The 13,830-nt window shown below is 32.1% G+C and carries 11 protein-coding genes; 6 read left to right on the top strand and 5 right to left on the bottom strand.

Annotated features, from left to right (window positions below):
* The 3 genes from ABD935_RS07550 to ABD935_RS07540 are packed head-to-tail and all read left to right on the top strand — an operon-like array spanning position 1 to position 3,777.
* On the top strand, positions 1 to 1,356 hold the full coding sequence (locus ABD935_RS07550) for an O-antigen ligase family protein (RefSeq protein ID WP_345191168.1): 1,356 nt from the start codon (positions 1 to 3) through the stop codon (positions 1,354 to 1,356).
* Positions 1,316 to 2,326, top strand: coding sequence for a glycosyltransferase family 4 protein (locus tag ABD935_RS07545; RefSeq protein WP_345191166.1), 1,011 nt, complete (start codon positions 1,316 to 1,318; stop codon positions 2,324 to 2,326). Before ABD935_RS07550 ends, ABD935_RS07545 begins: the two co-directional genes overlap by 41 nt.
* Positions 2,327 to 2,385: 59 nt before the next feature.
* The gene (locus ABD935_RS07540; RefSeq protein ID WP_345191165.1) at positions 2,386 to 3,777 is read left to right on the top strand and encodes an exopolysaccharide biosynthesis polyprenyl glycosylphosphotransferase; all 1,392 of its coding nucleotides are present in this window, start codon (positions 2,386 to 2,388) and stop codon (positions 3,775 to 3,777) included.
* 87 nt (positions 3,778 to 3,864) lie between these two features.
* Here ABD935_RS07540 and ABD935_RS07535 read toward each other — a convergent pair whose 3' ends face one another.
* Together ABD935_RS07535 and ABD935_RS07530 are read right to left on the bottom strand one after the other, a co-directional pair.
* On the bottom strand, positions 3,865 to 5,040 hold the full coding sequence (locus ABD935_RS07535; protein ID WP_345191164.1) for a lipoprotein N-acyltransferase Lnb domain-containing protein: 1,176 nt from the start codon (positions 5,038 to 5,040) through the stop codon (positions 3,865 to 3,867).
* Between the two features lie 11 nt (positions 5,041 to 5,051).
* Positions 5,052 to 6,122 (bottom strand): putative type IX sorting system protein PorV2, encoded by a 1,071-nt coding sequence (locus ABD935_RS07530; RefSeq protein WP_425550208.1) that lies wholly within the window; start codon positions 6,120 to 6,122, stop codon positions 5,052 to 5,054.
* Between the two features lie 210 nt (positions 6,123 to 6,332).
* Between ABD935_RS07530 and ABD935_RS07525 the strand changes: the two genes are divergently transcribed.
* A complete protein-coding gene (locus ABD935_RS07525) occupies positions 6,333 to 7,085 on the top strand; it encodes a CDP-alcohol phosphatidyltransferase family protein (protein WP_345191163.1) in 753 nt (250 codons plus the stop codon).
* Complete coding sequence (locus ABD935_RS07520) at positions 7,085 to 7,978, top strand: DUF808 domain-containing protein (protein WP_345191162.1); 894 nt, start codon at positions 7,085 to 7,087, stop codon at positions 7,976 to 7,978. Before ABD935_RS07525 ends, ABD935_RS07520 begins: the two co-directional genes overlap by 1 nt.
* A gap of 126 nt (positions 7,979 to 8,104) precedes the next feature.
* Here ABD935_RS07520 and lptB read toward each other — a convergent pair whose 3' ends face one another.
* The 3 genes from lptB to ABD935_RS07505 form a co-directional block, all read right to left on the bottom strand.
* A complete protein-coding gene (gene lptB / locus ABD935_RS07515) occupies positions 8,105 to 8,845 on the bottom strand; it encodes an LPS export ABC transporter ATP-binding protein (protein ID WP_345191161.1) in 741 nt (246 codons plus the stop codon).
* Between the two features lie 64 nt (positions 8,846 to 8,909).
* Positions 8,910 to 9,734: a twin-arginine translocase subunit TatC gene (gene tatC / locus ABD935_RS07510; RefSeq protein ID WP_345191160.1), complete on the bottom strand. Its 825-nt coding sequence runs from the start codon at positions 9,732 to 9,734 to the stop codon at positions 8,910 to 8,912.
* Entirely contained in the window at positions 9,734 to 10,651 is a 918-nt protein-coding gene (locus ABD935_RS07505; RefSeq protein ID WP_425550209.1) for a KpsF/GutQ family sugar-phosphate isomerase, read from the bottom strand. The genes tatC and ABD935_RS07505 overlap by 1 nt, the downstream gene beginning before the upstream one ends.
* Before the next feature lie 252 nt (positions 10,652 to 10,903).
* Between ABD935_RS07505 and ABD935_RS07500 the strand changes: the two genes are divergently transcribed.
* Positions 10,904 to 13,108: a RecQ family ATP-dependent DNA helicase gene (locus ABD935_RS07500; protein ID WP_345191158.1), complete on the top strand. Its 2,205-nt coding sequence runs from the start codon at positions 10,904 to 10,906 to the stop codon at positions 13,106 to 13,108.
* Positions 13,109 to 13,830: the final 722 nt, after the last annotated feature.

Raw genomic sequence — 13,830 nt, 5'->3', positions numbered from 1 at the left:
TTGAAACAGTACAGTTACATAGTTCAAATCATATTTCATTTAGGCATTGCTATTGGCATCTATTTGTTTGAGCCTCTTTCTAAAATTTATTTTTTAGGAATCGTAATTGTAAGTGTTTATAGTATACTTAATGCACCTCCTCAGAAAAGGTATATTTATGTGTTAATATCTTGCTCATACTTAGTTGGTGCTGAGGTTTTATTACGAATGACAGGAGGTAACCTATTGTATGAAGCGTCTAAATATTTAATCATTTTATTTTTATTAATAGGCATATTTCTTGGCGATGGTGTTGGGAAAAGATCTTATGTGTATTTTATTTATTTGCTGGTACTTTTACCTGGAATTGTAGTTGCCACCTCTAACTTAGGATTTGAAACAAATATAAGAAAGGCCATTGCATTTAATTTAAGCGGACCGTTTTGCCTTGGTATAGCTGCTTTATATTGTTACAAGAGGCAAGTATCTATAAAACTTCTTCAAGATGTTTTATTAGCCGCTTTATTGCCTATTGTATCGACTACTTTTTATTTGTTTTTATATACGCCAAGTATAGAATATATTTTATCGGGTACGCAGTCTAATTTTCAAGCCTCTGGCGGTTTTGGACCTAATCAAGTGTCAACCATTTTAGGATTGGGTATGTTTGCAATTGCTGGTAGAATATTTTTGCAATCCAGAACCATGTTTTTAAAGGTTTTAAATATCTCCATTTTAGGATTAATAACATATAGAGCTATAATAACCTTTAGTCGTGGTGGGGTTTTGGTTGCTATTATAATTATTTTAGCTTTTGTTACAGCATTTTACTTAAAAGCAGCTTCGAAAACAAGAAGTAGAATTATGTTTTCTGTAGTTATATTTAGTATAGGTATGGCATTAACTTGGTACATAAGTTCTTTAAGAACAGAAGGATTAATAGATAAGCGCTATAAAAACCAAGACGCTATTGGAAGGACCAAAGAAGATGTAACAACAGGAAGATCAGATTTATTAGCCAATGAATTAAACGAGTTTTTTGAAAATCCTTTTCTTGGTGTAGGCGTTGGAAAACTTAAGGAATTAAGAATAGAAAAAGAAGGAGTTAGAGTTTCGTCGCATAATGAAATGAGTAGAATAGTTGGCGAACATGGTCTGTTTGGCGTTATTGCTTTTTCAATATTATTATTAGCACCTTTATTGTTAAGATTACAAAACAAAAAAAATATATATTTCTATTCATTTTATTTATTCTGGTTTTTAACAATAAATCATTCGTCCATGCGAATTGCTGCACCCGCCTTTATTTATGGGTTATGTTTATTAAATGTAAATTATGAAAAACCTCCTATACATAGGAAACAAATTATCAAGTAAAGGTAAAACCCAAACGTCTATAGAAACTTTAGGAAAGTTATTAGAGGCTGAAGGATTTATTGTTAATACAGCTTCTAGTAAGTCAAATAAATTACTAAGGTTGTTAGATATGATGTTTAGTGTTTTAAAGTATAGAAAACAGGTGGATTTTGTGTTAATTGATACCTATAGCACGTCGAATTTTTATTATGCATATATAGTTAGCCAATTATGCCGGTTGCTTAAACTAGAGTATATCCCTATTTTAAGGGGAGGTAATTTGCCTAGTCGTTTAGAAAAGTCTCCTATTTTATCAAAAGCAATATTTAGAAATGCGAATACAAATGTTGCGCCTTCACTATATATGAAATCAAATTTCGAAGATTTAGGGTATGGTAATATCGAGTGTATTCCTAATTCAATAGCATTAAAAAATTATCGTTTTAAAGAACGTACTTTTAGTAAAATTAGTTTGTTATGGGTGCGCTCATTTTCAAAAATATATAATCCGTTATTAGCTGTAAAAGTTATTAAGGCTTTAAAAGACGAAAATATTGAAGCTGAATTGTGTATGGTTGGTCCAGATGCAGATGGAAGTATGCAAAAGGCGAGACTGCTTGCAGAAGAATTGGATGTAGATGTTACTTTTACAGATAAATTATCAAAACAAGATTGGATTACACTTTCAGAAAGCTATAATGTTTTCATTAATACAACCAATTTTGATAATATGCCTGTTAGTGTTATAGAAGCCATGGCATTAGGCTTGCCTGTAATTTCTACAAATGTTGGAGGTGTGCCTTTTTTAATTGAGCATAACAAAACAGGTGTTTTGGTAACTCCGAATTCTGAAGAAGCATTTGTTAAGTCCATTAAAGAATTGATTGATTCACCCGATAAAACAAAAGAAATTGGACGGTTAGCACGAAAACAGGCAGCACTGTTTGATTGGGAAATTGTTAAGAATCAGTGGATTAAAGTCTTGCAATAATTTGATGCTTAATTGAATTTACTTACTATCTTTATGGTCTCTCAATTTTGTTCTTAATAATGTCTAATAGCGGTATTCATTTTAATATATCAGAGCGTAAAATTCTTTTACGTCTTCTCGATATCGTTTCAATACTCTTAGTATTGTATTTTGTCAGCAACACGTTCGATTTTGATTATTTTACGATAACGAAAGAAAAATGGAGGTGGGTTTTTGTGCTTATTTTATATATTTCAATTTTTGGAACAGTCTTCGAACTTTATGATTTACAAAAATCTAGTAAGATTGAAAAAATTTCTACTAGTATAATTTTTACGGTTTCAACAACCGTATTGTTTTATTTTTTAACCCCGTATTTTACGCCTATACTACCAGATAATCGTTTGCAAATACTTTTCTTTTATTTTGCAATTCTTGTTGCACTCTTTTTATGGAGGTTAGCTTATATCACCTTTGTCGTGTCTCCCAGATTTTATAAAAAGGTTTTAATTATAGGTGAGACATCAAATATTGAAACAATCATAGAAGCTTTTAAAACTTCAGACCCTAATTATAAAATTGTTGGATTTGTTAACTGTGAAATGAATAAACTTGAAGCATTAAGGTTTAAAGCAATTCCTGAATATGACCCCAATCAAATTTTAGAAGTTATTAAAAGTGAAAGTATATCTGAAATTGTTATAGCAAGTTATAACTCAGAATCTATAACCTCTGAGATTTATTATACGCTAATAAAGTTGCTTGAAGAAGGTTTTCCCATAAAAGAATATACTCAGGTATATGAGGAATTGGCACAGCGTATCCCTGTACAATTTGTTGGAAAAGATTTTTATAAATATTTCCCGTTTAGTCGGAGTAATCAGAATAAACTATACTTGTTTTTTCATCGTCTTTTTGATATTGTTATTTCCATTCTTGGTATTTTAGTAGGGATACTATTTTTGCCACTTATATTACTAGGTAATGCCATTGCTAATCGTGGATCTCTTTTTTATTCTCAAGATAGAATAGGGAAGAATGGTGAAATTTTTAAAATACTTAAATTTCGAACTATGATTAAAAATGCCGAAAAATCTGGAGCGGTTTGGGCAAAAAAAGGAGATGTTCGAATTAATCCATTTGGCAAGTTTTTAAGGCATTCAAGATTAGACGAAATACCTCAGTTTATCAATATTTTGATAGGTGAAATGAGTTTGATAGGACCAAGACCAGAGCGTCCGTTTTTTGTTAACGAACTATCGCAGATGCTTCCTTTTTATGAAACTAGGCATATTGTTAAACCTGGTCTTACTGGTTGGGCTCAAGTAAAAACCAGATATGGTGAATCTGTAGATGATAGCTTGCTTAAGCTGCAATATGATTTATATTATATTAAGCATAGGGGTTTCTTTCTTGATGTAAATATTTTAATAAAAACACTTAGTACAGTTATTTTCTTTAGAGGACAGTGATTCAGTTTTCAGTGATCAGTCGCAGTGTTCCGTTGTTTACGTTAAGATTGCACCTTTTGATTTTTTCCAGTCTAACACCTTTGCGTCTTAGTGGCTTTGCGTGAAGTACTTTACCAAGAAGAGGTATCTAATAAATAGCGCTATCAATAAAGGGATCAATCCAATAGCAAATACTTGAACGCCAATTACCCAATGTAGTATTAATAGACACAATAGAATAACTAAAAGCTTTATGTATTTTATAAACCAAGCACGAACTTTTTCTCTAAAAAACTGGCCTATTACTAAAGCATTAAGCGCAAACGCCCATAATAAATTATAGTTTTGATGTGTGCCTTTGTGGTCTGTTGCAAACCAAAGCAACAAAATAACAATACCAATAATCCCCGTGATAGTGAACAGAGTTATATCTAACCATTTACTTTGCTTTTGATTCTTATAGTCTCTATAGGTTATAAAAATGATAAGTAGTCCAATAATTCCAAATATGAAAATAGGACTTGTTAAAAAAGAATTAGGTTCAGTAATTTTCTTTTGAATGAAAAGCACGCGACTGTCTTTAACCAAAGACCTTTCTCCATTTTTTATTGTAGCATTATCAAAGAAATTGTAAATATTTTCTGGTAAAAACATGTGGTCTTCTGTGCCTGCTTTTTTATCAATTACAGAACCTAAAGCTAAATCGATACCCAAGCTTCCCCAAGAATTCCGGTTTAAATTATTTTGAATTAAGGTTCTGAAAGAGGCTTCTTTAAAATCTTCAGGAGCATTAAAAACAACTGTGTTGTTTAAAGCAATATTAGCGACATCCTTAATTTTTGTAGCACAATTATCAAAAAAGAACTCATATAAATAGGCTCTGTTTTCTGGTTTATAATTGTTCAGAAGGAAATTGTAAAGTTTTTGTTTTTCGCTTAGCGATAGATTTAAAACTTGTTCTTTTATAGTTCTATTATAGTAAACATATACTTGATAAAATTTGTTAAAATCTGTTTTATTTATTAAGTAGTTTAATTTTCCTTGGGCGAACTTTAAATAGAAGTTAGGGGCGTCAAAATTGTATTCACCATAGCCATAAACATCATCAATACCATGTATTTGGTCTTTAATTCTAAATGCATTATGTCCAAAAGCATCATTTAAAGACGTACCAGGCCCAACGGTAAGCACGCTAATTTCAGCTTGTTCAGATAATATGTTTTGTTGAGCATGAGATATTTCAGCAAATAAAAAAAGAAATAAGAGGAGTAGCGTTTTTTGCATGTAATTTAAGATTACCTAAAGATACTAAAGTCAATTTTTAAAGAAAACACGTTAGAATATAGCGCAACACTTTGGTCTCCAATATCTGTAAACGCATAATCTATTTGAATACCGTTATATTTAAAACCCAAACCAAAACTTGGTTGGAAGCTTAATTGCTCAGTATTATCAATCTGTAATTCATTTTGAAAGTTACCCATTCCTGCACGCAAATAAACCATGTCTACATAGCCAAACTCAAACCCTAAAGCAGGGTTTATGCTTGCTACAGATGTTGAAATGATATCGTTATTTTCTTCAAAACGAACATTCAAATTAACAGCAGTTAAAAGTGTGTAGTCGTAATTGAAATCTACTAATTTTGAAATGCCTATTTGTAATTTTGGGATAGTGATTTCAGTAGTTTCAGGTAATTCTTGGTTTTGACCAGCAACAGCATCTCTAATTGTTGCAAATTGCTCATCATCAATAGCCCAAGCATTAAATGTGGTAGTAATATCTCTCGCCATGACACCAAATTTCCAATCATTATCGGTTTCAAACTGGATACCGATATCCAAACCAAATCCCCAAGATGATGCAAAATCACCTATAACACGTCTTATTACTTTGGCATTTACACCATAATTTAGACCGTCTAGAGGTAGTTTCCTTGCATACGAAAAAGTCAGTCCATAATCGGCGGTAGAAAATAAGCTAATCCTGTCATAGTTTATATTGCCTTCGGAATCAATAAGTTGTGTTGTATTTAAAATATCATCAACCGCAAAACGAATTAAGGAAATTCCAACAGCACTTCTGTTATCAAGAGGCATGGCATAAGCTGCATAATCATAATTCGCAATATTTGCAAAATAGCTAGAGTGCATTAGCGATAATTGATTGTCTTCAAGATTTACGAGTCCTGCAGGATTCCAATATCCAGAATTAACATCAGCAGTATGTGATGTCACTGCACTACTCATGCCCAAAGCAGCGGCATCCACACCAATATTCATAAACTCGTTAGAATATTTTCTAACGGTCTGACTGAATACAGATATAGATATTACACAAAATAATGTGGTTATGTAAAGTCTCAATCGCAATTTTTTACAAAGATGCACATAATACCAATTTAATCATAAAATATCATGTTCAAATCGGCATAATATTTAAAGTTATAAACTTGAAATTATAATAGATATTGCTTCATAACAAATAATCTATATGATTATGCTAAAATAATTTGAATTAGTTATTTGGTATTAGACGAAAATTGTTTGCTATTTTTACAAAATAAATTTCTGAATATGAAGAAACATATACCTAATGCGTTAACACTTTTAAATTTATTGTGTGGAAGTATTGCTGTCCTTTTAGCTGTAAATAATAATTATGTTGCCGCTGCATTATTTGTATTTCTAGGCATATTTTTCGATTTTTTTGATGGTTTTGCAGCGAGAAAATTAAAAGTATCGGGGGCATTAGGTTTGCAATTAGATTCGCTTGCTGATATGGTAACAAGTGGTTTGGTTCCTGGAATTATCATGTATAAGCTATTAGAGTTTACTATTGATACTCCGAGCACTATAAATAGTAGCTGGTCATCAAATACAACTGGGATGAATTTTAATTTGCCAATACTTCCTCTTTTAGGTTTGCTAATTACGTTAGCTTCAGCTTATAGATTAGCCAAATTTAATATTGATGAAGACCAACAAACGTATTTTAAAGGTTTGCCAACACCAGCAAACACACTATTAATAATGTCATTGCCGTTAATAATAGAATTTCAAAACAGCGATGCTATAAATAGCATTATTTTAAATAAATGGTTTTTAATCGGGCTTACATTAGTGAGTTGCTATATGTTAAATTCAAGCATTAAACTTTTTGCCTTAAAGTTCAAAGACTATAGTTTTAAAAATAATGCCACGAGATATATTTTTATAATATTGTGTGTAGTACTTTTAATTGTTCTTCAATTTGCTGCAATCCCATTAATTATATTACTTTATATAATCATGTCTGTTTTAGATAATTTAAAATCGAAATTAATTTAATGGCATCAGGTTTTTTTGCACTTTTAGACGATATAGCAAGCTTAATGGACGACGTGGTAGTTATGAGTAAAATTTCTACCAAAAAAACAGCAGGAATTTTAGGTGATGATTTAGCCGTAAATGCAGAGAAAGCAACAGGTTTTTTAGCTTCCAGAGAGCTTCCGGTTTTATGGGCAATAACCAAAGGTTCTGCGCTTAATAAATTAATTATTTTACCAATTGCTTTTTTGCTTAGTGCTTTTGCGCCATGGGGAGTTACTTTAGCTTTAATTTTAGGGGGCGTGTATCTAGCCTTTGAAGGATTTGAAAAAGTGTATCATTTTTTAGTTCCACATAAGCATGAAGACGCTGAAATAAATCATTCTGAGGACGATGTTGTTTTATCTGAAGAAGAGCTCGCTATTGCTGAAAAAATGAAAGTTAAATCAGCGATTTTTACTGATTTTATACTGTCTGTAGAAATCGTGATTATAGCACTTGGAACAGTAATTGGTAAACCTATTTTATTTCAAATTTTAGTCGTGTCTGTAGTGGCTATTGTGGCTACAATTGGAGTATATGGCATTGTAGCTCTTATTGTTAGAATGGATGATTTCGGATTGAAATTAGTTAGTTTAAATGATAATAAAAAAAGTATTTCGCATATAGTTGGAAACCTTTTGATAAGAACATTACCATGGGTTATAAAAAGTTTGTCTGTTGTTGGAACCATAGCTTTGTTGTTAGTAGCAGGTGGTATTTTTGTTCATAACATTGAGTTTCTACATCATTTTTTAGAAGCACTACCAAGTTTTATTAGAGATTTTATTGTAGGTTTAATTATTGGGCTTCTGGCATTTTTGCTGTTAAAAATCTTTATTTTTATTAAGAAGAAGTTTTCCAATGATGAGTAGGGAAAGAAGTAAAAACCTGTTTTTAAAAGCGAATTCCTGTTGAAGTTTATGTTGAGCTCAGTCGAAAATCAGGAATGGCAAATCTATGTTATAATGAATTAAAAACAACCAAATGACACTTAGTGTCTAATCGCGAATCTTCTTTTTACGTAATTCAAAATTCTGTCCTAAATACACTTTACGCACCATTTCATCATTAGCTAATTCTTCAGGAGTGCCATGCTTTAAAATACCACCTTCAAACATTAAATAGGTTCTATCGGTAATAGCTAGAGTCTCCTGTACGTTGTGGTCTGTAATAAGAATACCGATATTTTTTTTGGTAAGCTGTGCTACAATGCGTTGTATGTCTTCAACCGCAACGGGGTCAACACCAGCAAAAGGTTCATCTAAAAGAATAAAACTTGGGTCGGTTGCTAAAGCACGTGCAATTTCGGTACGACGACGCTCCCCACCGGATAATAAATCTCCTCTACTTTTTCTAATATGACCTAAGCCAAACTCTTCAATTAAAGATTCCATTTTGTCAATCTGTTCCTTCTTACTTAGTTTGGTAAGTTGGAGCACACTCAGAATATTATCTTCAATGCTTAATTTTCTAAAAACAGACGCTTCTTGAGCTAAGTACCCGATACCGTTCTGTGCACGTTTGTACATGGGGTATTTTGTGATTTCTGTATTATCTAAAAAAATATGACCGCCGTTGGGCTTGATTAAACCAACAATCATATAGAAAGATGTAGTTTTTCCAGCACCATTTGGTCCTAAAAGACCAACGATTTCGCCTTGGTTGACTTCAAGAGAAACGTCCTTTACTACCTTTCGTCCGCTATAGGACTTCATCAAATTTTCGGCTTTTAATATCATAATTTTATATACTGAACGCTAAAAATAGTAAAATCATATACACTATTATAACGGAATGTTAATATTATGCTTGTCGCTTTTCTTTTTTCGATTGATTTCTAATAACAATTTTAGAAATGTAAATACTTACTTGATATAATACTAGAATAGGAATGGCAACTATAACTTGACTTGCGATATCTGGTGGAGTTATAATTGCCGAAAGAATAAGTACAACTACCAAAGCATATTTTCTATATTTTCTTAAAATTTCTGGCGTAACCAATCCTATTTTAGTTAAAAAATATATAATAATTGGTAACTCAAAAATTAACCCTGATGCCAAAGCAGATGACCTTACTAATGCTATATAAGAGCTTATATCTATTTGATTGTCTACTTTTGTAGAAATGCTATAATTCGCTAAAAAGTTTAAAGACAAGGGTGTTACAATATAATATCCAAATAGTACGCCAATGAAAAATAAAAGTGATGAAATAATAATGAAACCACGCGAGTGTTTACGCTCGTTACCATGTAAACCAGGACTAATAAACTTCCATAGTTGATAAATAACATAAGGAAAAGAAATAACAAAACCTGCCAAAATAGCGGTCCAAATATCTGCAGAAAACTGTCCTGCCATGGTTCTGTTTTGTAATATCATTGGCATTTCTTCAGCACAGAATGTCGTGTTTAAGCCAATAAAATTAGCGGTTTGACATAGCATGTCATAAGTTGGAAAGTTCATTTCCAATGGTGCGAATATTATTTCGTCAAAAATAAAACGACTAAAAATAAAAGCAAAAGTTGCAACTGTAATAACTGCTATACAAATCCTAATTAAATGCCAACGTAAATCTTCAAGATGGTCTAAAAAAGACATCTCATTAATATCCTTTTTCCCCATTATATAATGCCTTCTTTTATTAAATCATGTAAATGCACCACGCCTGCATATTTTCCGTTTTCTTCAACTAGTAATTGAGAAATACCATTCGTTTCCATAACCTCTAAAGCATCAATAGCCATGGCTTCTGCTTCAATACGTCTTGGGTTTGAACTCATAATATCTTTGGCTGTTAACTTAGAAAAATCATCTACTTTAGATAACATTCTACGTAAATCGCCATCCGTTATGATGCCTATAATTTTATCATTTTCAACTACAGCGGTAACGCCCAACATTTTTTCGGTAATTTCAACAATAACATCTCTAATACTAGTGCCTCCATTAATTTTAGGCTTTTCATTTACCGAAGAAATATCTTGAACCCTTAAATATAATTTTTTTCCAAGGGCGCCACCTGGATGGTATTTAGCAAAGTCGTTACTAGAAAAACCACGTAATTCTAATAAGCAAACAGCTAAAGCATCGCCAATAACCAACTGAGCTGTTGTGCTCGTGGTTGGAGCTAAGTTATTTGGGCATGCTTCTTTTTCAACAAAAGCATTTAAAATATAATCGGAATGCTGTCCTAAAAATGAGTCTGTACTCCCGGTAATGGCAATCATTTTATTTTTAGCACTTTTAATTAATGGTACTAATACTTTAATTTCTGGTGTATTACCACTTTTAGAGATACAAATAACCACATCGTCTTTAAGTATTAACCCTAAATCACCATGAATAGCATCAGCAGCATGCATAAAAATTGAAGGTGTACCTGTAGAATTTAATGTGGCCACAATTTTATTAGCGATGATAGCGCTTTTGCCAATGCCTGTAATAATAACACGGCCTTGAGAGTGATAAATAAGTTGAACAGCCTCAGCAAAATCATCTGTTATTAAGTTAGATAAGTTTAAAATGGCTTGACCTTCCATTTCAATAGTTTGCTTCGCAATATTAATAATAGAATTTATGTCTTTCAAAATTTGCAATTTTTTTGTTGATGTTTTAAAGATTTTCTTATCTTTAAATGTTTCTCAAATTAAATATTGTTGTAATTTGGAATTTCGTTACAAAACTAACGAAAAAAAATATGAGGGTTCTTCAAATGCATTATTAAATTAATCGATAGGATTTGTGATGTTTGTTTGAGTTTTTAATTAAGTAAAATAATATTTATACAATTCATGTTAATAGCAAAAAGTGATATTTATATCGCACTCAAAAAATATTTTGGATTTGGTAAATTCAAGGGACTACAAGAAGACGTTATTGAAAGTTTACTATCTGGTAATCACACATTTGTAATTATGCCAACCGGTGGCGGAAAGTCGCTCTGTTATCAATTGCCAGCATTAATGCAAGAAGGAACAGCTATTGTAGTGTCGCCTTTAATTGCCTTAATGAAAAATCAAGTAGATGCCATTAGAGGGATTTCGAAAGAAGACGGTGTGGCACATGTTCTGAATTCTTCATTAAATAAAACTGAAGTAAAGCAAGTTAAAGAAGATATTGTTAATGGTATTACCAAATTACTATATGTAGCACCAGAATCTTTAACTAAAGAAGAAAATGTTGAGTTTTTAAGGTCGGTAAAAGTATCTTTTATGGCCATTGATGAAGCGCATTGTATTAGCGAATGGGGTCATGATTTTAGACCAGAATACAGAAATTTACGTCATATCATTGGTCGTATAGGCGATAATATTCCTATAATTGGTTTAACTGCTACAGCAACGCCAAAAGTTCAAGAAGACATTATCAAGAATTTAGGAATAGGTAACGCAACAACGTTTAAAGCTTCTTTTAATAGACCTAATTTATACTACGAAGTTCGACCAAAAACTAAAGATGCGGATGCCGATATTATTCGTTTTGTTAAACAAAATGATGGCAAATCAGGTATTGTTTATTGTTTAAGTAGAAAACGTGTTGAAGAATTGGCACAAGTACTGCAAGTAAACGGTGTAAAAGCAGTACCGTATCATGCCGGTTTAGATGCCAAAACGAGGTCGAGTCATCAGGATAAATTTTTAATGGAAGATGTTGATGTGGTGGTGGCTACCATTGCTTTTGGAATGGGGATTGACAAGCCCGATGTGCGTTTTGTAATCCATCATGATATTCCTAAAAGTATAGAAAGTTATTATCAAGAAACAGGCAGAGCAGGACGTGATGGCGGAGAAGGCCATTGCTTAGCATTTTATGCTTATAAGGATATTGAAAAGTTAGAAAAATTTATGTCTGGCAAACCTGTAGCCGAACAAGAAATTGGGCAGGCTTTGTTGCAAGAGGTTGTCGCTTTCGCGGAAACTTCTATCTCAAGAAGGAAATTTATTTTACATTATTTTGGTGAAGAGTTTGACACTAAAACTGGTGAAGGTGGCGATATGGATGATAATGTCCGATATCCTAAAAAGCAGGTTGAGGCTAAAGATGAAGTGAAATTGCTTCTTGAAACTATTGATAATACCAACGAAAAATATAAATCTAAGGATTTAGTAAATGTTCTTATTGGTAAAGAGAATGCCTTGATAAACTCCCACAAAACCAATGAACAACCCTTTTTTGGTAAAGGAAAAGATAAAGACAACAAATACTGGATGGCATTATTAAGGCAGGTTTTAGTTGCTGGTTATCTTAGAAAAGACATTGAAACTTATGGCGTTATTAAATTAACAGATACTGGCAAAGCTTTTATAAAAAAGCCAATATCTTTTATGATGACCGAAGATCATATATTTGAAGGCGCTCAGGAAGACGGTAGCATTATTACCGCTGCAAAAGGAAGTGGAGCAGTTGCAGATCATGTTTTAATGGCAATTCTTAAAGATTTACGTAAAAAGAATGCCAAAAAACTAGGTGTGCCACCATTTGTTATTTTTCAGGACCCTTCTTTAGAGGATATGGCTTTAAAATACCCCATTAACCTTACGGAACTTGCAAATGTGCATGGAGTTGGAGATGGTAAAGCAAAAAAATACGGTAAAGATTTTGTAGCATTAATAGCTAGTTATGTTGAAGAAAACGATATTACTCGTCCAGACGATTTAGTTGTAAAATCTACAGGAAGCAATTCTGCTAATAAACTATACATCATTCAAAATATAGACAGAAAATTACCGCTAGATGATATTTCGTCTTCAAAAGGGATGTCTATGGAAGATTTTATTAAAGAAATGGAAGTTATAGTGTATTCAGGAACAAAATTGAATATAGATTATTGGATTAACGATATTTTAGACGAAGATCAGCAAGAAGAAATTCATGATTATTTTATGGAATCTGAAACTGATGATCTTAATGCTGCCATTGAAGAGTTTGATGGCGATTATGATGATGATGAACTCCGATTATATCGTATAAAATTCATAAGCGAAGTAGCTAATTAATTATGCCGTATTTTGAGCGCCTGCCTGCCGGTGGGCAGGCGGTCTAACTTTTCGTTACTAGTTTGCCTCGATACTCGCCTCGGTAAAAGCTAACTACTACAATCACTAACGCAAATCAGCAACTTCAATTTAGCGTACATTTTTCATTTTAATATTTTCAACTCACATAAAATGTATCTGTACGTTAACTCTATGATTATAATCATAAATACTTTTCACCTATTGCAATTATGCATATTTGGTATTTCGTTTTTATTATTACAACTATGACTATTGCTAATTACACCTCAATTAAAATCAGCATTTGAAAGTAATATTAAATGAAAAAACACTGTTTTAAGATGGAAAGAAATTGGAGAACAATTAAAAAAAAACAATAGCTAACAAAGGACTGTGGCAAAAAATAAGCTAATTCTTATTAAAACTTCTGAATTCTACATTTAGCAGATAAGGAAGTAACAATGAATTGAAGACTATTTCTTGGAAAATAGCCCGCGTTAGAGATTGAAGAGGAAATCCTTTTTAAAAATGACCAGAATTCAACAAGCTTTTAAGCAAATAATAAACAGATTGCCACACCGTATACTACTTGCGATGACGTTTTAAAAAGATTGTAACGAAAAGCCAGACCCTTGGGTAACGCCCAAAATATTAGGCACTTTCAGAAGTAAGTCCAAAAACTATTCATTTTTAAAAAGGATTGGAGTATTATTCATATTTCT

Origin of the sequence: Algibacter agarivorans (assembly GCF_039543245.1) — a bacterium.
Lineage (GTDB): Bacteria > Bacteroidota > Bacteroidia > Flavobacteriales > Flavobacteriaceae > Algibacter_G > Algibacter_G agarivorans.
Note: the sequence above shows the minus strand (reverse complement) of the source record. Positions and strands in the feature narration are given on the sequence as shown.